The sequence below is a fragment of the Parapusillimonas sp. JC17 genome (assembly GCF_052180245.1).
Classification (GTDB): Bacteria; Pseudomonadota; Gammaproteobacteria; order Burkholderiales; family Burkholderiaceae_B; genus Parapusillimonas.
In genome coordinates this window covers 1,191,609-1,212,459 of sequence record NZ_CP197474.1, presented here as the reverse complement: position 1 = coordinate 1,212,459, position 20,851 = coordinate 1,191,609, and the positions used below count along the sequence as shown (strand labels likewise).

15 protein-coding genes and 1 other RNA gene are annotated in these 20,851 nt (G+C 63.6%); 2 read left to right on the top strand and 14 right to left on the bottom strand.

Translation table 11 applies throughout. The annotated features are described in order from the left end of the window. Positions 1-11: 11 nt before the first annotated feature. On the bottom strand, positions 12-3,251 hold the full coding sequence (gene carB / locus ACSBPU_RS05885) for a carbamoyl-phosphate synthase large subunit (protein ID WP_442596416.1): 3,240 nt from the start codon (positions 3,249-3,251) through the stop codon (positions 12-14). A gap of 9 nt (positions 3,252-3,260) precedes the next feature. Beyond that, complete coding sequence (gene carA / locus ACSBPU_RS05880) at positions 3,261-4,415, bottom strand: glutamine-hydrolyzing carbamoyl-phosphate synthase small subunit (protein WP_442596414.1); 1,155 nt, start codon at positions 4,413-4,415, stop codon at positions 3,261-3,263. A 168-nt stretch (positions 4,416-4,583) separates the two neighbouring features. On the opposite strand from carA, the gene tal reads away from it, so the two are divergent. Beyond that, positions 4,584-5,543: a transaldolase gene (gene tal, locus ACSBPU_RS05875; RefSeq protein ID WP_180067677.1), complete on the top strand. Its 960-nt coding sequence runs from the start codon at positions 4,584-4,586 to the stop codon at positions 5,541-5,543. A gap of 168 nt (positions 5,544-5,711) precedes the next feature. On the opposite strand, the gene ACSBPU_RS05870 is transcribed toward tal, so the two are convergent. The 9 genes from ACSBPU_RS05870 to ACSBPU_RS05830 form a co-directional block, all read right to left on the bottom strand. Continuing rightward, positions 5,712-6,506: an ABC transporter permease gene (locus ACSBPU_RS05870; protein ID WP_442596412.1), complete on the bottom strand. Its 795-nt coding sequence runs from the start codon at positions 6,504-6,506 to the stop codon at positions 5,712-5,714. Position 6,507: 1 nt separating this feature from the next. Next, positions 6,508-7,317, bottom strand: coding sequence for an ABC transporter ATP-binding protein (locus tag ACSBPU_RS05865; RefSeq protein ID WP_442596410.1), 810 nt, complete (start codon positions 7,315-7,317; stop codon positions 6,508-6,510). Continuing rightward, a complete protein-coding gene (locus tag ACSBPU_RS05860) occupies positions 7,310-8,350 on the bottom strand; it encodes an ABC transporter substrate-binding protein (protein WP_442596408.1) in 1,041 nt (346 codons plus the stop codon). The genes ACSBPU_RS05865 and ACSBPU_RS05860 overlap by 8 nt, the downstream gene beginning before the upstream one ends. Positions 8,351-8,574: 224 nt before the next feature. Continuing rightward, the gene (gene recR / locus ACSBPU_RS05855) at positions 8,575-9,183 is read right to left on the bottom strand and encodes a recombination mediator RecR (RefSeq protein ID WP_180067673.1); all 609 of its coding nucleotides are present in this window, start codon (positions 9,181-9,183) and stop codon (positions 8,575-8,577) included. Positions 9,184-9,186: 3 nt separating this feature from the next. Further along, positions 9,187-9,513: a YbaB/EbfC family nucleoid-associated protein gene (locus ACSBPU_RS05850; protein WP_442596405.1), complete on the bottom strand. Its 327-nt coding sequence runs from the start codon at positions 9,511-9,513 to the stop codon at positions 9,187-9,189. A gap of 34 nt (positions 9,514-9,547) precedes the next feature. Further along, positions 9,548-11,557, bottom strand: coding sequence for a DNA polymerase III subunit gamma/tau (gene dnaX / locus ACSBPU_RS05845; RefSeq protein WP_442596403.1), 2,010 nt, complete (start codon positions 11,555-11,557; stop codon positions 9,548-9,550). Between the two features lie 81 nt (positions 11,558-11,638). Continuing rightward, positions 11,639-11,736, bottom strand: an RNA gene (gene ffs, locus ACSBPU_RS05840) — signal recognition particle sRNA small type. 51 nt (positions 11,737-11,787) lie between these two features. After that, positions 11,788-15,129, bottom strand: a complete 3,342-nt coding sequence (locus ACSBPU_RS05835; RefSeq protein ID WP_442596401.1) for a UvrD-helicase domain-containing protein — start codon at positions 15,127-15,129, stop codon at positions 11,788-11,790. Further along, complete coding sequence (locus tag ACSBPU_RS05830) at positions 15,119-17,776, bottom strand: PD-(D/E)XK nuclease family protein (RefSeq protein ID WP_442596399.1); 2,658 nt, start codon at positions 17,774-17,776, stop codon at positions 15,119-15,121. Before ACSBPU_RS05830 ends, ACSBPU_RS05835 begins: the two co-directional genes overlap by 11 nt. A gap of 92 nt (positions 17,777-17,868) precedes the next feature. Between ACSBPU_RS05830 and ACSBPU_RS05825 the strand changes: the two genes are divergently transcribed. Next, a complete protein-coding gene (locus ACSBPU_RS05825) occupies positions 17,869-18,699 on the top strand; it encodes a TOBE domain-containing protein (protein WP_442596397.1) in 831 nt (276 codons plus the stop codon). On the opposite strand, the gene ACSBPU_RS05820 is transcribed toward ACSBPU_RS05825, so the two are convergent. Genes ACSBPU_RS05820 through modA form a run of 3 tightly spaced genes read right to left on the bottom strand, consistent with a single transcriptional unit; the run spans position 18,677 to position 20,841 of the window. Continuing rightward, on the bottom strand, positions 18,677-19,387 hold the full coding sequence (locus ACSBPU_RS05820) for an ATP-binding cassette domain-containing protein (RefSeq protein WP_442596395.1): 711 nt from the start codon (positions 19,385-19,387) through the stop codon (positions 18,677-18,679). The two genes, ACSBPU_RS05825 and ACSBPU_RS05820, sit on opposite strands and share 23 nt — an antisense overlap. Beyond that, the gene (gene modB, locus ACSBPU_RS05815) at positions 19,384-20,073 is read right to left on the bottom strand and encodes a molybdate ABC transporter permease subunit (RefSeq protein WP_442596393.1); all 690 of its coding nucleotides are present in this window, start codon (positions 20,071-20,073) and stop codon (positions 19,384-19,386) included. The genes ACSBPU_RS05820 and modB overlap by 4 nt, the downstream gene beginning before the upstream one ends. 12 nt (positions 20,074-20,085) lie before the next feature. After that, a complete protein-coding gene (modA, locus tag ACSBPU_RS05810) occupies positions 20,086-20,841 on the bottom strand; it encodes a molybdate ABC transporter substrate-binding protein (protein WP_442596391.1) in 756 nt (251 codons plus the stop codon). Positions 20,842-20,851 lie beyond the last annotated feature (10 nt).

Genomic DNA, 20,851 nt, shown 5'->3' with positions numbered 1-20,851 from the left:
AAGGCCATCTGCTAGGCCGCGATGGACGCGTGCAGGTCCTGCAGGGAATAGACCTTGAGGCCATCGCCCTTGCGCAGATACTGCAGGCCCTCGACCGCGGCGCGAGCGCCGGCGATGGTCGTGAAGAAGGTGACGCGGGCCGCCAGCGAATTCGTGCGTATGGTGCGCGAATCGGCAATGGCGTTGCGGCGTTCCTCGACCGTGTTGATGACCAGAGCGATCTCGCCGTTCTTGATCATGTCGACGATGTGCGGACGGCCTTCCGTGACCTTGTTGACAACTTGCACGGGCAGCCCGGCTTCCTCGATGGCGGCGGCGGTTCCCCGCGTTGCCACGATCTTGAAGCCGAGTTCGACCAGGCCCCTGGCCACTTCGACGGCGCGGGGCTTGTCTTGCGCCCGTACGCTGATGAAGGCCGTGCCCTTTTCGGGCAGCAGCACGCCTGCGGCCAGCTGCGACTTGACGAAGGCTTCGCCAAAGCTTTCACCCACGCCCATGACCTCGCCGGTCGATTTCATTTCCGGCCCGAGGATGGTGTCCACGCCCGGGAACTTGACGAAGGGGAAGACCGCTTCCTTGACCGAGTAATAGGGCGGCACGACTTCACGGGTGACGCCCTGTTCGGCGAGCGTCTTGCCGGCCATGGCGCGCGCCGCGATCTTGGCCAGCTGCAGGCCGGTTGCCTTGGAAACATAAGGCACGGTGCGCGACGCGCGGGGGTTGACCTCGAGCACGTAGACGTCGCCGTCCTGGATGGCGAACTGTACGTTCATCAGGCCCTTCACGTTCAGCGCGCGGGCCATGAGAGAGGTCTGGCGCTTGATCTCGGCGATGGTCGCGCTGGACAGCGAGTACGGAGGCAGACTGCATGCGGAATCGCCGGAATGGACGCCGGCCTGCTCGATGTGCTCCATGACGCCGCCGATGAAGACGGTTTCGCCGTCGGCGAGGCAGTCCACATCGACTTCCGTCGCGTTGTTCAGGAAATGATCCAGCAGCACCGGCGAGTCATTGCTGACCTTCACGGCCTCACGCATGTAGCGTTCGAGATCCTGCTGCTCGTGAACGATTTCCATGGCGCGGCCGCCCAGCACGTAGCTGGGGCGCACCACCAGGGGATAGCCGATCTCGGCGGCGAGCGACAGGGCCTCGCCTTCGGTGCGGGCGGTGCGGTTGGGCGGCTGGCGCAGGCCAAGCTTGGTCAGCAGTTTCTGGAAGCGTTCGCGGTCTTCGGCAACGTCGATGGACTCGGGGCTGGTGCCGATGATGGGCACGCCGTTGGCTTCGAGCGCGCGAGCCAGCTTCAAAGGCGTCTGGCCGCCGTACTGCACGATCATGCCGACGGGATTTTCCTTGTGGACGATCTCGAGCACGTCTTCGAGCGTCAAGGGCTCGAAATAGAGGCGATCGGAGGTATCGTAGTCGGTCGAAACCGTTTCAGGGTTGCAATTGACCATGATGGTTTCGTAGCCATCGTCACGCAGGGCCAAAGCGGCATGCACGCAGCAGTAGTCGAATTCGATGCCCTGGCCGATGCGGTTGGGGCCACCGCCCAGCACGATGATCTTCTTGCGGTCCGTGGGAGCGGCCTCGCATTCGTCTTCGTACGTGGAATACATGTAAGCGGTGCGCGTGGGAAATTCGGCCGCGCAGGTATCGACCCGCTTGTAGACTGGGCGCACGCCCAGTTGATGGCGCAGCTTGCGGACTTCGGATTCGGAGGTATCCAGCAGGAAGGCCAGCCGGCGATCGGAAAAACCGCGGCGCTTGAGCTGCCAGACCGTTTCGCGATCGAGGTCGGCCAGTGTTCTTTGCTCGAGCGCGAGCTCGATGTCGACGATTTCCTTGATCTGCGCCAGGAACCAGGGATCGATGCTGGTCAGGCCATGGACCTCTTCGAGCGTGAAGCCCTGCGCAAAGGCGTCGCCAACATACCAGATGCGCTCGGGGCCGGGCTCGCCCAGCTCGATTTGCAGCTTCTCGCGATCGGTGGTCTTCTGGTTCAGGCCGTCAACACCGACTTCGAGCCCGCGCAGGGCCTTCTGGAAGGATTCCTGGAAGGTACGGCCGATGGCCATGACCTCGCCCACGGATTTCATCTGGGTGGTCAGGCGCGAGTCGGCCTGCGGGAACTTCTCGAAGGCGAAGCGAGGCACCTTGGTCACGACGTAGTCGATGGCCGGCTCGAAGGAAGCCGGCGTGGCCCCTCCGGTGATCTCGTTCTTGAGTTCGTCGAGCGTGTAGCCCACGGCCAGCCGCGCGGCGACCTTGGCAATGGGGAAGCCCGTGGCCTTGGAGGCAAGCGCCGAGGAACGGGACACGCGCGGATTCATTTCGATGACGATCAGGCGGCCGTTAGCCGGATTGACCGCGAACTGCACGTTGGACCCGCCTGTATCTACGCCGATTTCACGCAGGACGGCAATGGATGCATTGCGCATGACCTGGTATTCCTTGTCGGTCAGCGTCTGGGCCGGCGCCACGGTGATGGAGTCGCCGGTGTGCACGCCCATGGGATCCAGGTTCTCGATGGAGCAGACGATGATGCAGTTGTCGGCCTTGTCGCGCACGACCTCCATTTCGAATTCCTTCCAGCCGAGCAGGGACTCTTCGATCAGGAGCTCGCTGGTCGGAGAGGCTTCGAGCCCCCGCCGGCAGATGCTTTCGAATTCTTCGCTGTTGTAGGCGATGCCGCCGCCGGTTCCACCCATGGTGAAGCTGGGGCGAATGACCACCGGGAACCCCGAGTTGCCGGCTTCGTCGCCGATGCGGCGCTGGACTTCCCAGGCTTCGTCCATGGTGTGCGCAACGCCGGACTTGGCCGATTCAAGGCCGATGGCGTCCATCGCAAGCTTGAATTTCTGGCGGTCTTCCGCCTTCTCGATGGCATGCTCGTTTGCGCCGATGAGTTCGACGCCATGCTTGGCCAGCACACCCTGGCGGACCAGGTCGAGCGCGCAATTCAACGCCGTCTGGCCGCCCATGGTCGGCAACAGCGCGTCGGGTTTCTCGCGCTCGATGATTTTTTCAACGGCCTGCCAAGTGATGGGCTCGATGTAGGTGACGTCTGCCGTTTCCGGATCCGTCATGATGGTGGCGGGGTTGCTGTTGACCAGGATGGTGCGATAGCCATCGGCTTTGAGCGCCTTGCACGCCTGCGCGCCGGAATAGTCGAATTCGCAGGCCTGACCGATGATGATCGGACCGGCCCCGATGATGAGTATGCTTTTTATGTCTGTACGCTTTGGCATGATGCTGGATTATTTTTTTCCGGCCATGAGGCTGATGAATTTGTCGAAGAGCACCACGATGTCGTGTGGGCCGGGGCTGGCTTCAGGATGGCCCTGGAAGCAGAAGGCGGGGCTGTCGGTGAGCTCGAACCCCTGAAGCGTGCCGTCGAACAAGGACACGTGGGTGATGCGCGCGTTGGGCGGCAGCGAATCGACGTCGACATTGAAGCCGTGGTTCTGGCTGGTGATGAACACCTTGCCCGTATCGAGATCCTGCACCGGATGGTTGGCCCCGTGGTGGCCGGTTTTCATCTTCACCGTCTTGGCGCCCAGGCCGAGGCCAAGAATCTGCTGGCCCAGGCAAATGCCGAACAGCGGAATCTTGCGCTCGAGCGCGGCCTTGCAGGTGTCGATGGCGTATTTGCAGGGTTCGGGATCGCCAGGGCCGTTGGAAAGGAATATGCCGTCGGGCTTCAAGGCCAGGACTTCTTCGACCGGCGTCTGCGCGGGCACCAGGGTGATCCGGCAGCCGCGGTCGGCAAGCAGGCGCAGGATGTTGGTCTTGATGCCGTAGTCATAGGCAACGACGTGGTAGGTGTTTTCGCTGGGATCGGCAAAGCCCTTGCCGATTTGCCAGGTACCCCCGCGCCAGTCGTTGGACTGCTTGGTGGAGACCGTGCTGGCCAGGTCCTGGCCGGACATGCCGGGGAACTGGCGTGCGAGCTCCAGCGCGCGTTCGGTGTCGTCGCCCACCAATATACAAGCGCCTTGGGCGCCGCCATCGCGCAGGATGCGCGTCAGCTTGCGTGTATCGACTCCGGCGATGGCAACGACGCCCTCTGCCTTGAGATATTCGGGCAGGGACCGGGTTGCGCGATAGTTCGACACGCGCAAAGAACAGTCGCGCACGACCAGGCCTGCGGCATGCACCTGCGTGGATTCGACGTCTTCGTCGTTGACACCCGTGTTGCCGATGTGCGGATAAGTCAAGGTTACGATTTGACCGCTGTAGCTGGGGTCGGTCAGGATTTCCTGATAACCCGTCATGGCGGTATTGAAGACGACTTCGGCGACGCAATAACCATCGGCGCCGATAGAGACACCCTTGAAGATGGTACCGTCCGCCAGGGCAAGAATTGCTGTGGGAGCCTCTTGGGCGCCCTCGGAAAAGAGTGACGGTAGCACTGTAAACCCCGGTTTATAAAGTCAGTAATTAAACCTTCTGATTATACCTTGAGTCGCTGCGGGTCCGGCAAACCCATGTAACAATCAAGCCTGCCGCTGCCTGCCGGAGGAAAATCGACTACAGTAACCGGCTACGGCTTTGTATTGTTTTAAACCGGTGTAAAAAATATGTCCAATCAACTTGATTCGTTGCGTCAGTTTACAACCGTGGTCGCCGACACCGGCGATTTCGAGACAATGCGCAAATATCGTCCGACCGACGCCACCACCAACCCTACGCTGATCCTGAAGGCAGTGCAGCAGCCCGACAATCGCCCCCTGCTGGAGAAAGTGGTTGCCGACAATCGGAACAGTCCCGGCAGCGAACTGGCCGACCAATTGCTCGTCGCATTCGGCCGCGAAATCCTCGACATCATACCCGGCCGCGTCTCAACAGAAGTCGACGCGCGCTTGTCCTTCGATGCCCAGGCCAGCATCGAGCGCGCCCGCCAGATCATCGCCCTGTACCAGCGCGCCGGCATCGAACGTGAACGGGTGCTGATCAAGCTGGCCTCCACCTGGGAAGGCATACAGGCGGCCAAGGTGCTGCAGGCCGAAGGCATACGCTGCAACATGACCCTGCTGTTTTCGCTGCCGCAAGCGCTCGCCTGCGCGCAGGCGAAGGTCCAGCTGATTTCGCCTTTTGTCGGGCGAATCTATGACTGGCACAAGAAAGCGGCCGCAGCGCAATGGGACGAATCGGCAAACGCCGGCGCGGCCGACCCTGGCGTGCAGTCAGTAAAAAGAATTTACGATTATTACAAAGCTTACGATATCGCGACGGAGATCATGGGGGCCAGCTTCCGCAATATCGGGCAAATCCAAGCGCTGGCCGGCTGCGATCTCCTGACCATCAGTCCCGATCTTCTCAACGAGCTTTCCTCGAGCACCGAACCGCTGGTCCGCAAGCTCAATCCCGACGAAGCGAAAAAGAACGCGCCGGTCTGGATGGCGAGCAATGAAGTGGCGTTCCGTACCGAACTGAACCAGGACGCCATGGCGACCGAAAAACTGGCGGAAGGCATCCGCGTCTTCGTTGCCGACGCCCAGAAGCTGGATGCAGTGATCGCCGAGGCTCGCCAGAAATGAGACCTGGGGTCAGACCCGATGGGGCTGACCCCGATCTTGGAAGGGGTCAGACCCCGAATGGGGTCTGACCCAAGCTTCAGGACAAAGGGGTCAGACCCCGAATGGGGTCTGACCCCAGCGCCAGCGCCGGGACCGGGGGACAGACCCCATTCGGGGTCTGTCCCCGCATCACAGCTTTTCAGTTTCGCCGGCTTTGGGCTTCCAGGACAGCAGGCGTTCTTCGACCAGGGTGACGGCACCGTCCAGCAGCAGCGCAAAGACGGTCAGCACCACGATGCCGGCAAACACCGTGTTCACGTCCAGCGTGCCTTCGGCCTGCAGGATCAGGTAGCCGACGCCGCTGGCGGAACCCAGGTATTCGCCCACCACCGCGCCCACGAAAGCCAGGCCGACCGACGTATGCAGGCTGGAAAACACCCAGCTGGTGGCCGAGGGAATATACACGTGGCGCAGTAGCTGCTTGCGGTTGGCGCCAAGCATGCGCGCGTTGTCGAGCAATGTCGTGCTGACTTCCCGCACACCCTGGTACACGTTGAAGAACACGATGAAGAACACCAGGGTGACGGCCAGCGCAACCTTGGACCAAATGCCCAGGCCGAACCACATGCCGAAGATCGGCGCCAGAATGACGCGCGGCATGGAGTTCAGCGCCGTGATGTAAGGATCCAGAAGCGCGCTGGCCCCGCGTGAAAGCCCCAGCCACAGCCCGAAACCCAGGCCCGCGATCGTTCCGATCACGAATGCCAGCATGGTTTCAGTAAGCGTGACGCCCAGATGCCTGTAGATATCGGCATTTGTCACAAACCACGCCCAAATGACTTTTGCGACCTCTATGGGCTGCCCGAAGAAAAAGGCGAAGTTCCTGTCCCGGGACGCGAAGTGCCATGCCAGCAGGACGATGACCAGCAGCGATACCTGCCAGAAACGCAGGGAAAGAGATTGGTTTTTTTTCGACTTCGGCATTTCAAGCCCGCTTCTGTTGGGCATAGCCCTTGAGGACTTCCTCGCGCAAGACATCCCAGATAGCCTTGTGCAATTCGACAAAGCGCGGATTCATGCGCACTTCGGCCACATCGCGCGGACGCGGAATATCGATGGCGAACTCGCCGATGGGGTGCGTCGCGGGCCCGGCCGACAACACCACCACGCGATCGCTCATGGCGATGGCCTCGTCCAGATCGTGGGTGATGAACAGCACGGCCTTACGCTTGGACATCCAGATCTCCAGGACCTCGTTCTCCATCAGTTGGCGAGTCTGGACGTCGAGCGCCGAAAAGGGCTCGTCCATGAGGATGATGTCGGGATCGCGGATGAGGGTCTGGGCCAGCATGGTCCGTTTGCGCATTCCGCCCGACATTTGATGCGGATAGCGGTTTTCGAAGCCGCCAAGCCCTACCCGCTTCAGCCAGTCGCGGCCGCGCGACTGCGCTTCGGCGGCCGGGACACCGGCGAACTCGAGCCCCGCCGTCACGTTGCTGAGCGCGCTGCGCCAAGGCATCAGCGCTTCGCCCTGGAACATATAGCCTGCGCGCTGGTTCACCCCCTGGAGCACTTGGCCGAACACCTTGACCAGGCCGGCCGATGGGGCCAGCAGCCCCGCCCCCACGTTGAGCAATGTGGACTTGCCGCAGCCGGTGGGCCCGACGACGGAGACGAATTCGCCGGGCGCGATCGACAGCGAGGTGTCCTTGACGGCGGTATAGCTTTTACCCGCGCTTTCGTTGGATGCAAAGGTGCAGGTAATGCTTTCAAGCGATAAGGCGGCGTCAGGCATTCGGATACTTCTGATTGGCCTTATTGACGAAGTCGTTGGTCCAGATCTTGGTCACGTCGATCTTGTCTTTGGGGAAATTCGGCACGAAGGCGGCCAAAGCGTTCAAGGCCGTCTGCGGGCCGTCTGCGGGCACGCGGCCATCGGGCGAGAGCGCCTCTTTGTTGCCTTGCAGCGCGAGCTTGTAGAGTTCCACGTCGCCCAGCAGGTAGCCTTCGGGCACGACCTTGGCGATCTGGTCGGGTGTGGACGCCTGTATCCATTTGTCGGCGCGGACGATGGCATTGGCCAGGGCCTGCACCGTGTTGGGATTCTTGTCGATGAATTCCTGCGAGGTGTACAGGCAGCCCGAGGGCATATTGCCGCCGAAAATCTGGATGGTGTCCTTGATGGTGCGCGTATCGGCAACGATCTGCACGGCGTCTTCCTTGACGAGCGTGCTGATGACCGGATCGAGGTTGGCGATGGCGTCGATCTGCCCGGTGCGCATGGCGGTGATGGCGCCCGCCCCGGCGCCCACGCCGACGATGGAGACATCGGTGGGCTTGAGGCCATGCTGGGCCAGATAGAAGCTGACCATCATGTTCGTGGAAGAACCGGGCGCCGTGACGCCGACCTTCTTGCCTTTCAGGTCGGCCGGGCTTTTGTAGCCGGCCATGGTCTTCTTGGAGACCGCCAATACGATCATGGGCGCATGGCCCTGCTGTGCGAACGCGCGATAGGCCTGCCCCTTGGACTGCAGGTTGATCGTGTGTTCGAACGCGCCGGAAACCACGTCGGCGCTGCCGCCCACGACCGCCTGAAGCGCCTTGGACCCGCCGGCGAAGTCGACGATTTTCGCATCCAGCCCCTCGTCCTTGAAATAGCCGTTCACATGGGCGATGGACAGGGGCAGATAATAGATGAGCGCCTGACCGCCCACGGCAATCACCACGTCTTTCTTTTCCAGTGCCTGGGCACCGGCTAAACGGGGAGCGACGGCCGCGGCACCGGCCACGCCCGCCAACTTGAGCATATCGCGACGAGATAAGGACATGAGGGGATCTCCTGACGAATTATAGGCACGGGGCCTGATTTTTTTCGTCATATTACATGAGATTGACCCCGGCAAGCGGCCTGGACAGCCGGTCTCATGGATATCCCTGGGGTCAGACCCCATGCGGGGTCTGACCCCGAGTTCCAGCTGATATGGGGGTCAGACCCCGCGCTGACTTGGGGGTCAGACCCCGTACGGGGTCTGACCCCTCAATTACCCCTCAATCAGGTACTGCGTCGTTCCATCAATGCCCAGGCTATGGTGCCCGCATCGACGTATTCGAGTTCGCTTCCCGCGGGAACGCCTCTGGCGAGACGGCTCACGGCAATGCCGCGCGCCTGGAGGAGTTCGGAGAGGTAATGCGCGGTGGTTTCGCCCTCGGCCGTGAAATTCGTGGCCAGTATGACTTCCTTCACCTGCCCGTCGCCCACTCTTTTCAGCAGCCTGTCGAACCGGAGCTCGTCGGGACCGATGCCCTCGAGGGGGGCGAGCCGCCCCATGAGCACGTAGTACAGCCCGCGGTACCCATGGCTGGATTCGATCGTATTCTGGTCGGCCGGGGTCTCGACGATGCAAAGGATGGAAGGGTCGCGCTTGGGATTGCTGCAGGTGGCGCAGATTTCCTCTTCGGTAAAGCCGTTGCACCGGGAACAATGACGCAGATCCCGCAAGGCCGAAGACAGCGCCCGGCTGAGCTGGTCGGCGCCGGGCTGGTCGTGCTGGAGCAGATGGTAGGCCATGCGGCGGGCCGACCTGACCCCCACGCCGGGCAAGCGGCGCAGGGATTCGATGAGAGCCTTGAGAGGTTCAGGCTCTGGCAGAGGCGCTTCCATCGATCAGAAAGGCAGTTTCATCCCGGGGGGCAAAGGCATGCCTGCCGTAACGGAAGCCATTTTTTCCTGGGATGTGGTTTCGGCTTTGCGCAGCGCGTCGTTGAAGGCGGCGGCCACCAGGTCTTCGAGCATGTCCTTATCGTCGGCGAACAGGCTGGGATCGATCGTCACACGCTTGACATCGTGCCGGCAGGACATGGACACCTTGACCAGCCCGCCGCCCGATGCGCCTTCGACGACGATCTCGGCCAGGGCCTCCTGGGCCTTCTTCATGTTTTCCTGCATTTGCTGAGCCTGACGCATCAGACCCGCGATCTGTCCTTTCATCATGATTGAGTTTTCCTGAAGTAAAAATGAGCCAGCGTTATTGCGATGCCCGGTGCTCGGGCGCGGCGCTGATGGAGCCCGGCACCACCATGGCACCGAACTCGGAAATCAAAGTTCTTACGAAAGCGTCCTGCTCCACCGCATGCTCGGCATCTTTTTGCCGCTGCGCCCTGCGTGCCTGCTCGACAGCATGCGCGGTGTCATCACCGGTTGCGCCATACTCGACATCGAGCTGAACGACAGTGCCGAAATGTTCGGACAGCACCGTGCGCAGGCGTGCCTTGCCGGGACTTTCGGCCAGGGTGCGCACCGCAACGCGCAAGCGCACCGTGTCGCCCTGGGCGCCGAGCCATTCGCTTTGCCGCGCGAGCTCGGCGGCCAATCCGGTGACCGGCAGCGTTGCGGCGAGTGCCGGCCAGCCTCCGGCGGACATGTCGCGCAAGCGAGGCGAACGCGCCTTCTTAGGCTTGTCGGCGAAAACCATGGGCACGGATTCGGGTTCGTAGTCGGCCAGGGTTTCGAATTCGTCCATCGGCACGTAGCCGGCATCCTCGTCCATGTACGCCGGCTCGAATCGGCCATCGTCGTAGATTTCGTCGGCGGCCGCGCCGGCGTCAGGCGTGGCGTCAGGCGTGGCGTCGTAAGACGAGTCCCCAGGCGGCGGGGCGGAGCCGCCGCTTTCAGCGCCTTGAGGCTCGGGAAGCGGCTCCCAGGCGGGAATATCGTTATCGGCGGAGGGCTCCGTTGCCGCGTGCGCGGCGGTGGCCACGGCGGATGCAAGCACGGGAGCCACGCTGGACGGAGCTGACTGGCCCAGGGATGCCGGCACGGGCGCGGGGGAAGCCGCTGCTGCGCCGGCGGCTGGAGCGGGACCAGCATCATCCGCGACAGGTTCCGCAGAGGTGTCGGGCTGCGCGGGCGCATCGGAGCCGGCGGGCGCGGGCGCGGGCGGCACCACGGCCCCTGCGGGAACCAGCGACAGCATGCGCAGGCAAGCCATGACGAAGCCCGCGTATTCGTCCGGTGCCAGGGCGAGTTCCTGCCGGCTATGCACCGCAATGGAATAGAACAGTTGTACGTGATCCGCATGCAGCAGGCCGGCAAGCGCAGCGATGTCGTCCGCCAAGGGGTCGTCCGCGGGCGTCAGCCCCGGCACACGCTGCTGCATGGCCACGCGGGACAGCAGCACTGCAAGATCGGCCAAAGCACCGGAATAGGACAGGCCACGGTTTGCGAGTTCGTCGGCAACCTTCAGGACCTGTGTGGCGTCGCTTGCGGCCAGCGCACGAAGCAAGGCGGCCAGATGGCGCTGGTCGATGGTGCCCAGCATGCCCTGGATGGCTTCGGCGCTGAGATTTCCCGCGCTATAAGCAATGGCCTGGTCGGTCAGCGACAGCGCATCGCGCATCGATCCCGATGCCGCTTGAGCCAGCAGGCGCAGCGCGGGCGTTTCGAACTGGATGGCTTCCTGCGCAAGAATTTCCTGCAAATGTCCGACGATGGCGTCGCCCGTCATTTGCTTCAGATTGAACTGCAGGCAGCGCGACAGCACGGTGACCGGAATTTTCTGGGGATCGGTCGTTGCGAGGATGAACTTGACATGGGGCGGCGGCTCTTCCAGCGTCTTGAGCATGGCGTTGAACGCATGGCCGGTGAGCATGTGCACTTCGTCGATCATGTAGACCTTGAAGCGACCGCTGCTGGGCGCATAGACCGCCTGTTCGAGCAACTGCGTCATTTCCTCGACGCCCCGGTTGGATGCGGCATCGAGCTCTACATAGTCGACGAAGCGCCCCGCGTCGATTTCGGTGCAGGCGCGACAGACGCCGCAGGCCTGGGCGGTAATGCCCGTTTCGCAATTCAGGGACTTGGCCAGTATGCGCGACAGGGTCGTCTTGCCGACGCCGCGTGTGCCCGTGAACAGCCAGGCGTGATGCAGGCGCTGGGTGGACAGCGCATGTGTCAGAGCGCGAACCACGTGGTCCTGGCCGATGAGGGTGTCAAACGAACGGGGCCGCCATTTACGCGCCAATACCAGATAAGTCATGCAAGGAGCCTGAAACCGGGAGCTTCGTGATGGGTAAACGAAAAGTGTACCGGATTCAGGAAGGCTAGTGGTATTTGGTGAGGGGGCGAGCCTGACTTCGGCACTGATCCTAAGCGACTGTGGCTGCTTCGTTCCCGACCTGACCAGGTTCACCGCCGAACCATGCGAAGGGGCCCGCCATTCGGAAGTTTAACAGGTCTTGCGACTGCGCGCCGGCAAGCGGAGGGCGCTCAGGCGACGAGCCCGTAATCGACCCAGATGTCGGCGCGCGGAAAGTACAGCGCGCCGCGCGCCGGGCGTCCGTCCAGGGCGTGGACATGGGCGCAGTAGCGCTCTATCTGTTCCCGGTAGGCTTCCCGCATGCGCGCTGAAAACTCCTCCGCGCTTTCACCGTCGTGCGGCACGCCGGTCTTGTAGTCGACCACCAGCCAATCCCGCTCCTGGGAAATGGCCAGGTCAATGACCGAGACCCGGCCGCTGACATCCAGCAGCGACCATTCCCGATGCGCCTTGGCGACATGCAGCAGCCAGCGGCCACGCTCGCTGGCAAGCGTGGCCAGCAAGGTGTCCCGGAGGATGCCGGCGGCGGCGTCCAGCATCGACTCGCGCATGCCCGCGCGGCTAAGCTGCTTGCGGAACACCGGCAGGCCGGCGCTCAGCATGTCCGCATCCCAGGAATCCGCGCCATCGCGCCCCATACGCTCCAGCCAGGCATGCGCCACGCTTCCGATGACGCTTTCGTCCGTCCGGGAAGCACGCCAATCCCAAGGAGCCGGACGCCCTGCGGCGATCGGACCGCTGTCGCGGCTTTCCGGAATGGATGCTTCCGCCCTGCGCAGCAGGTATCGGTCTCCCACCCTGTCTTTCGGTGCAAAGCCAACTTCCTGGAGGTCGGAGATCTCGGGTACTTCGGGCGGGCGCATCTGGCTCCATAGCCGGCCCAGCATCGAGCTTCCCGCCGGCGGCTTGATGTCCATGCCGTCGTCCAGCCGAAGTTCGCCGATCAGATGCAACTGCTTGCGCGCCCTGGTCAGCGCAACGTACAGCAAACGGTCGGCTTCGTAGGCGGCGCGCTTCTTTTCACGGGCAGCCAGGTAGAGCGAAACCGGATCATGCTCATCCAGCGCCCTGGGCTTGATGGGTCCCAGCAACAGGTCTTCCCCGCTCTGCTCGAAGCGCATCAGCGGCGCCCGGTCGCTGCGGGGCAACTTGTGCAAGCCCGCAATGATCACGGTTTCAAACTCCAGGCCTTTGGATTTATGGATGGTCATGACCTCTACCGCGGGCCCGCCGCCGCTGGGCGCGGCATAGAGCTCGTCCAGCCGGCTCTCGAGTTCGACGGGATCGAGATTGCCGTACGGAGCCAGGTTTTCGACCAGCCTGAAGAGCCGCTCTACGTCGGCTCGGTCGCTCGCCTCCGGATAGACGGCGGGACCGCCGAGCCGCGACCAGCATTCTTCGAGCCATGCCGCGAAAGGGACGGTTCCGGCCGCGTTGCCGGAATCCAGCATGACTTCCGCGGCATGCCGCAGACGCTTCATTTCCCCTGCGGGCAGGCTTTCCTGTCCGGACGCCACGCGCCTGAGGAAATCTTCGATGAGCGTGGGCATGGCTGCACGATGGTCATGCCCGCACAAAGCATGGAGGCTGTTAAGGGTGAGGCCGCACAAGGGCGAACGCAGCACCGACAACCAAGCCAGGCGGTCTGCCGGATGGGACAGGGCCCGCGCAAGCTGCGCCAGATCGATCACGGGCTGACGCGACCGCAAGGTGACGAGCTCCACGGCACGGCAAGGCACGCCCTGCTCCGCAAGCCGGTGAACGATGCTACCCAGGTGCGTGCGCGCCCGCACCAGTATGGCCACCGGATGCTCGCTGCCGGCGTTGCGTTCCAGCGCTTCCCGGGCAAGATAGACGACCAGCGCCTCCGCCTCGGCCGAAATATCTTCAGCCGCCTGCGCATCAGCCTGCGGCGGCAGCCAGACCGGGTGGAATTCGGTGCCCAGGCCGTCCAGGCCTTCATTGAAGGCAATCGAAGGCGTATAGGTGATCGCCCCCAGCCCGGGATGATTCTGCGGCGGGAAAATCGGGCCGCAGGTCGTATTGACCCATTCGACCAGGTTGGATTGCGAGCGGAAATTGTCGGTCAGCTCCAAGGCATCGAGCCTGACTTCGCCCAGGCCGTTTTCCTTGACCCGCAGGAATCCGCCCACGTCGGCCTTGCGGAACCGGTAGATCGACTGCATGGGGTCGCCGACCAGGAACAGTGTGCGGCCGTCGTCAGCGGACCAGCCGGCGGTCAATCGCTCGAGCAGCGCAATCTGGGACTGGCTGGTGTCCTGGAACTCGTCCACCAGCAGGTGGCGGATGGAGGCGTCCAGCGCCAGCAACAGGTCGCTCGGGTCATCGACTTCGCCCAGCGCCTGGAGGGCGCGCTGCGATATTTCGGAGAAATCGACCTCTCCGGCTTCGGTGAAGCGCAGCTTGAGCTGTGCCGCCGCTATCCACAGGACTTGGATCAATATGGCCAGTATCTCTTTTTGCCGGGGCGCATATCCGCGTGCGGGAGCACAACGAATATCCGCAAGTTCGGCCACCCAGGGCTCATTGTCGGGAACGGCCTTGATCCAGCCGAGGAATGTTTCCTTGTAGCCGGACTTCGCCTTGAAGCCCTGCTTGATGGTCACCGTCCGGCGCGGCGTGCCCTTGCCGGTCAGCAGGACATCGGCCAGCGCCTGCCAACGGCCTATGTCCTGCGGATCCGTACTGAACGGCATGCCATCCCAGTGCAGCAGCTCGCGCAGATCGAGACCCTGTTCCTCCGACTCGGCCAGACAGCGGGCGGCTTCCCGGACGGGCTCCGCCAAGGCTTGCGCCCAGCCCGGCGGCATGGCGTCCTTCAGCCGCCGCAGATCCAGCTCGATGGCCCGGTTCAGATTGTCCGTGAGCAGGTCGATGTCGCCGCCTTCCGCAAGCAAGGGCAGCCATTGATCCCGGCTTGCGAGCATGTCGGCAAGCAGCGCCTGGGCGGCGCCCAGGTCCACGTCCATGTGCTCGATGAGCGCGGCGACCGCTTCGTGCTCGTCAGCCATGGCAAGCGTGGCCCACGCGGCGGCTTCATAGTGCTCGCGCGCGTTGTCGGCGATGGACGGTACGCCGCCCAGGGAACTGAGCCAGGGCATGGCGCGCACCAGATAGGTACAGAAAGAGTCGATGGTCCGGATGCTGAGTCGCGCCGGATGCTCCAGCAGGTTCCAGCCCAGTTCATCGTTGCGCTGCATGGCCCGCTGCGCCAGCCGCCAACTGCGCAGCTTGTACGGCTCGGCGGGCTCCGGCCCGAGACCGGCTTCCAGCTTGCCGATGACACGCGCATGCATTTCGGACGCGGCCTTGCGGGTAAAGGTGATGGCGACGATTTCCTCGGGACGGTTCACCGTTGCCAGCAAGGCCAGAATACGATCGGTGAGCAACTCGGTCTTGCCCGAGCCCGCCGGGGCCTGGATGATGAACGATCGCGCCGGGTCGACCGCCGCCGCGCGAACCGCGCTGTCGCTGGGTTGCTTACTGAACACGCCGGTAATCCTCGTTCAAGCGCAAGAAAGGCAGGATGTCGCAATAGTCGATGTCGTCCGCCCTCAGGCTCTGGTTCGCGGCATGTCCCGAAATATATTCCTGGGCCAACTGATGAATGGTCTGCCGCCATCTCGCCATGAGGCCGCCCCACTCCAGTTCGGCAAAAGCCGGCCAGTCGCGCTGGGAAACCAGGCCGTTCAGCCCGCAGTCGATGTCGGCCAGGCCTTTGACTTCGGGCCCTTTGGCGTGGAGGCGGGCAAGCACCAGGGCGGCGACGCCGGCGCCTTCCTGTGCCAGCACCGATGCATAGAAAGGAAGCTGCAAGCCGATAGGCCGATCGCGCATCCAATCGGAACGGGGATCCACACTGCCGCCCCCGGTCTTGTAATCGATCACGGCCAACTTGCCGCCATCGAGCTCGTCGATGCGATCGAGCCGCAGATTCAGCGACAGCGGGCCATGGCTCCAGGGATAGTCCTGTTCGACGTCGCGCACGGTGAAAGGCACGCGTGCGCGTTCGATATCGAGCCACGACGCCAGCACCGACAGGGCCCGGGCGGACTCCAACCTTCTCAGCGCCGGCCCGTAGTCCGAGAGGCAGTCTGCGGCGGCCTGTTCGAGTATGTCCTGAAGAAAACCATCGACGTCGCTTTCGTCCTTCAGCCTCAGCAGCGCCGCCTGGTCGGGCAGCACCCGCCAGACCAGTTCCATCGCTCGATGCAGAAAAATCCCCCTTGCGTTCTGATCGGTGACGTCGGCATAGGCGGAAAGCCGCCGGGCGCCCAGGCGATACCGGGCGAAGGCCCACAAGGGATTGCGGGCCTGCGTGTCGATGACGGCAATTCCTCCGCGCGTCGGCTGGCCCGGCTGTAAAGCGGGGCCCTGATCATCGCGCAGCGACTCCAGCACGCAGGCGCCCGCGCCGGCATCGGGCACGGAAAACGGCTGGACGTCGAGCCTGGCGATGAAGGGGCTGGGCCGAAGCTCGCGCTCGCCCTCCTGGCCGGCATGGCTTACCCATACTTGCGGCGCGCATTCCTGCAGGGCGCGGAACATGCCCCTGGCCCATTGCAGTTCGCGTTCGGGCGTGGCCCTGGGCGCATTGGCCTGGCGCAGCGCCGGCAAAGGCAAGAAGGGATTGGGCCGAGGTACCGCCGGCAGGACTTCGTCGGTCAGCCCCAGTATCCAGACCGCGTCCCATCGGCCGCCCTCGGACTCGAGAAAGCCCAGCACGTCGATCCGTGCCGAAGGATCGCGCTGCGGCTGGAATGGCGTTTCGTCGATCAGCCTGCCCAGCAGGCCCACGGCGGCGCCAAAACCGAGCTTGCCGGCCACGACGGATTGCGCGGACATTCTGTCCAGCACTGCATCCAACGCTTCGAGAACCTGGAACGCGTGGCTGTCCAGCATGCCTCTTCCCGGGAAGCCCAGGCACTGCAGATATCGGCGAAACCGCTGCGACCAGATATCGAGGCCGGCCGGCGCGGTATCGCCGTCAAGCCCGGCGATGCACGCCTGCCATGCCTGGAACAGCCGGGGTGCATGCCGTTCGAGCAAGGCGGCGAAATCCGCCGTCGGCACGGCCAGCACCGTTTGCTCGCGCCAGTATGCGTCGATCACTGCACGGCCTGCCGCCTCCTCGGTATGCCCGGCGCAGCCGCCCGCCAACAATGCCCGGCCGAGATCCTCGGGGGGACAAGGCCGGCCGCGATTGATGAGGGCCAGTACGCGCAGCCAGGCCAGGGCTGCGCGTATCAGCGGCCAGCCGGACAGCGGCCGGGCGACCGCTACGTTATAAGGAACATGCCTGCCCTGCGCATCGGTCCCGAGAGCGGCACGCAAGCATCGGTGCGCGAGCGGTGCTTCGGCCTCCAGGCGGCTCGCGATGATGGCATAACGCCCCGATGGGTTGTTCCGCAATTGCTCGGCCGCCCAATGGGCGGCCAGGCGCCATTCCGTATCCGGATCCTGCGCCACGACACGATGGGTCGCATGCAGCGCCGCGGAAGACGGACGCAACACCCAAAGCGTGCAGCCCTGCTGCTGCAGCGCCGCGAGCATGGTCGCCAGCCTGGGAGAGAGCTCTGTGAATCCGCCCAGGACCACCTGGCGCGCGCTGCTGCGCAGACGGCCATCTCGCATGGCGGCATGCACGGTTTCGTAGGCCTGGTTGGCGTCTTCGAGATCCAGCTCCGCCAGCGCCTGCCGATATCCGGCGCGCCACTCCCGGAAGCGCAGGTAATCGCCGGTTTCCTGTCCGGAACCGACCTCGATGCGCCAGTCGTCCATCAGGCGATCAGCCTCCATGGCCAGCGTCGCGGCTTGGGCGACATCGAGCAGCACCCTGTCCGACTCCGCGCGTTCGATGACGCGCTGCCAAAGCAGCCGGGCGCCGAAGGCGTCTATCGGGTGGCTGGCCATGCCGGAATCCGGCAGAAAAGAAAGCTGATCGGACAACTGCCGCAGCCACGCGGACAAAGGCACGATGTCCGGGACGGCGATGACACGGCGGTCTCCCCCGAGGCTTGCCGAGAGCTCGGCCAGCACACGCCGCGCATGCCGGTTGTTCACGGTGAGCACCAGAGTGTCTTGCGCATCGAAACCGGATAGTTCGTCTAGACTGATCGCAGGCAGGGAATCTAGCATTTCAAAGGTTGGGACGGCGGGAAGGAAAGTGAGAGCATTCTAGGTCCTGTGGCGGCTGGCGACAAACCGCCCCGCGCCATTACAATCCCGCCATGCCTAAGAAATCAGTCCATGCCTCCGGTCGCCCCCCCTTGGAACTGAGCGGCTCCATCTGGTTCCGCTCGGGCGATCAGGACTGGGGCAGCCAGAAAAGAATGGCGCTGCTCGAAGCCATCGACCAAGAAGGCTCGATCACCGCTGCCGCGAAAAAGATCGGCTTGAGCTACAAAGGCGCCTGGGACGCGGTGGATACGATGAACAACCTCGCCGGCGAACCGCTGGTGCTCAGAAGCACCGGCGGCCAGCGCGGCGGCGGCGCGACGCTCACGCCGCGCGCCAAAGCGCTATTGACGACCTTCCGCCTCCTGAACGCCGAACATGAACGGTTCATGGCGCGGCTCGCGTCGGCCAGCAGGCAGTCGCCCGATAATCTCGAACTCATTCAGCACATGATGATTCAAACATCGGCCCGCAACAAGCTGGCCGGCACCATCCAGCACATAAAGACGGGAGCCGTGAACGACGAAATCACCTTGAAGCTGAGCGACGACACGGCCATCGTGGCATCGATCAGCAGCGAGAGCACGGTAGACCTGGGCCTGTGCGTCGGCAAACGCGCCCTGGCCTTCATCAAGGCCTCGTCGGTGATCGTCGGGCTGCCCGGCGGTGACACGCGCTTGTCCGCGCGCAATCAATTGCCCGGGCGGTTGGTCCGCATCGTGGAAGGCGCGGTCAACACGGAAGTCAGCATAGAGCTGCATGGAGGGCAGGTCCTGGCCGCCATGCTGAGCCGCGACAGCGCGATTTCCCTCCAGTTGCGCGAAGGCCTGCCGGTCTATGCGATCTTCAAGGCATCCAGCGTCATGCTGGGAGTGCTGGACTAGGGCCTGTCAATTCCCGCGGATGGCATGCTTTCACGATGCGGCCGTCCTGTATGCAGAAGACCTGGTCCGCCAGGCATATCGCATCTTCCGGATCATGCGTGATCAGAATGATCGGGATATCCAGTCGCGATTGCAGGGCCGCAATCTCCTGTCTCATCTTCACGCGCAATGCAGCGTCCAGCGCGGACAGCGGCTCGTCCAGCAAAAGCAGGCGCGGCTTCAGCGCCAGTGCGCGCGCCAGGGCGACCCGCTGCTTCTGCCCGCCTGAAATTTCCTGGGGATAGCTGCCCAGCAAGGCGTCCAATTCAAAGGCCCGCACCCAGTATCTGGCCTCATCGGACAAGATGCTGCGGCGAGGATTCAGCCAGCCCCTGTGCAAGCCGAATTCGATGTTCTGCGCGACAGTCAGATGGGGGAACAGGCCGTAGTCCTGCTGAAGATAAGCAACACCACGCTCCTGCGCCCGAAGGCATATGTCCCGCTCCGAGTCGAAGAGCGTCAAGCCGTCGACCACGATACGCCCGGCGTCGGGCCGCGCGAGGCCCGCAATGGCCTGCAGCGTTTGAGTCTTGCCCGAGCCCGACGGCCCGAACAGCACAATGCGCCGGGCATCGGAAGCCAGTTCGACATCCAGGGAGAACGCCTGGGCACCGTTGCGCAGCCGCCGCGAGATCGCAATTTCTATCATCGCGCGCCACCTCGGGTGCCGGCTGCGCGCAGGCGATCCGGCGACAGCCAGCCCGCCATCCAGAGCACCAGCACGCAGGTCAGCGACGTGGTCACCACCAGGACATTGGCCAGACTGTCGTTCCCCGCCTGGACCGCTTCGTAGATGGCAATGGACAGCGTCTGGGTCCGCCCCTCGATGCTACCGGCGATCATCAAGGTGGCGCCGAACTCCCCCAGAGCCCGTGCGAACGCCAGCAAGACCCCCGCCAGTATGCCGCGCAAGGCCAGAGGCAGGCTGACACGAAAGAAAACGGCAGGCTCGCTGATGCCGAGCACGCGTGCGGCATCCTCCAGGCTGCCGTCCACGCTTTCGAACGCCGCCCGCGCGCCCTTGAGCACCAACGGGTACGCCACGACGGTCGCCGCCGCCACGGCGCCTTGCCAGGTGAACACAAGCTCTATGCCCAATTCGGACAGATACCGGCCCAGCCAGCCGTTCCGCCCGAGCAAGACCAGCAGGTAATAGCCGATCACCGTGGGCGGCAGCACCATGGGCAAGGTCAGCACGGAATCCACCAGATCGCTCCAGCGGGAGCGCCAGCGCGAAAGAGCAAATGCGCTGGCCACTCCCAGCACGCTGGCGAAGAAGGTCGCCCATCCCGCTACTTTGAGAGACAGGAACAGCGGAACGGCGAGTTCAGGCACGGACGCTGCTCGTCAAGGTTTGGAAAAGCCGTATTTGTCGAGCACCGCCTGCCCCTTGTCGGACAAGATATAGTCCAGCAGCACCTTGGCCTGGGGATTGCGGCCGTCGCGTTTCACGAGAGCAATCGGATACAGCACCGGCTCCGGCGACGGCAGCTTCGCCACTACCTTGACTTGATCCGGCATGATGGCCGCATCGGTGGCGAACACGAATCCCGCATCGACCTCGCCCCGCGCCACGTAGTCGAGGACCTGGCGGACGTTCTGCCCCAGGATCTCTCGCTCCTTGACCGTGTCCCAATCGCCCGTGCTTTCCAAGCTGGCCTTGGTATAGCGCCCAACAGGCACGGTCGCCGGATTGCCAAGCGCCACGCGCTTGACGGCGGCCGCTTTGAGGTCCGCCAGTGAATTGATCGGCGCGCCGCCCTTCACAGGCACGATCAGCACGACCTCGTTGCGCACGAAGTCCCGGCGGGAAGACTCATCGATCACGCCGGCGGCAACCGCCTTGTCCATTGCCTTCTGGTCGGCGGATGCGAAGATGTCCATGGGCGCCCCCTGGATCACCTGATGGGCGATCGCATCGGACCCGGCAAAGCTCGTCAATACCTTGTTGCCGGGGTGTTCCTGCTGGAATTGCACCCCGATCTCCTTGAAAGCGTTCGTCAGGCTGGCGGCGGCGCCAATCAGGATTTCATTGGCGCTTGCCTGCGCATGCAGGCCCGCGCATACCAGGCCAAGCGCGGCCAGGATTCGTTTCATGTTCATTCCCATTCTC

Excerpts from the sequence above, each read along its gene's own strand:
- carB (WP_442596416.1), bottom strand. The coding sequence starts at position 3,251 with ATGCCAAAGCGTACAGACATAAAAAGCATACTCATCATCGGGGCCGGT.
- tal (WP_180067677.1), top strand. The coding sequence starts at position 4,584 with ATGTCCAATCAACTTGATTCGTTGCGTCAGTTTACAACCGTGGTCGCC.
- ACSBPU_RS05870 (WP_442596412.1), bottom strand. The coding sequence starts at position 6,506 with ATGCCGAAGTCGAAAAAAAACCAATCTCTTTCCCTGCGTTTCTGGCAG.
- ACSBPU_RS05865 (WP_442596410.1), bottom strand. The coding sequence starts at position 7,317 with ATGCCTGACGCCGCCTTATCGCTTGAAAGCATTACCTGCACCTTTGCA.
- ACSBPU_RS05860 (WP_442596408.1), bottom strand. The coding sequence starts at position 8,350 with ATGTCCTTATCTCGTCGCGATATGCTCAAGTTGGCGGGCGTGGCCGGT.
- recR (WP_180067673.1), bottom strand. The coding sequence starts at position 9,183 with ATGGAAGCGCCTCTGCCAGAGCCTGAACCTCTCAAGGCTCTCATCGAA.
- ACSBPU_RS05850 (WP_442596405.1), bottom strand. The coding sequence starts at position 9,513 with ATGATGAAAGGACAGATCGCGGGTCTGATGCGTCAGGCTCAGCAAATG.
- dnaX (WP_442596403.1), bottom strand. The coding sequence starts at position 11,557 with ATGACTTATCTGGTATTGGCGCGTAAATGGCGGCCCCGTTCGTTTGAC.
- ACSBPU_RS05830 (WP_442596399.1), bottom strand. The coding sequence starts at position 17,776 with ATGCTAGATTCCCTGCCTGCGATCAGTCTAGACGAACTATCCGGTTTC.
- ACSBPU_RS05825 (WP_442596397.1), top strand. The coding sequence starts at position 17,869 with ATGCCTAAGAAATCAGTCCATGCCTCCGGTCGCCCCCCCTTGGAACTG.
- ACSBPU_RS05820 (WP_442596395.1), bottom strand. The coding sequence starts at position 19,387 with ATGATAGAAATTGCGATCTCGCGGCGGCTGCGCAACGGTGCCCAGGCG.
- modA (WP_442596391.1), bottom strand. The coding sequence starts at position 20,841 with ATGAACATGAAACGAATCCTGGCCGCGCTTGGCCTGGTATGCGCGGGC.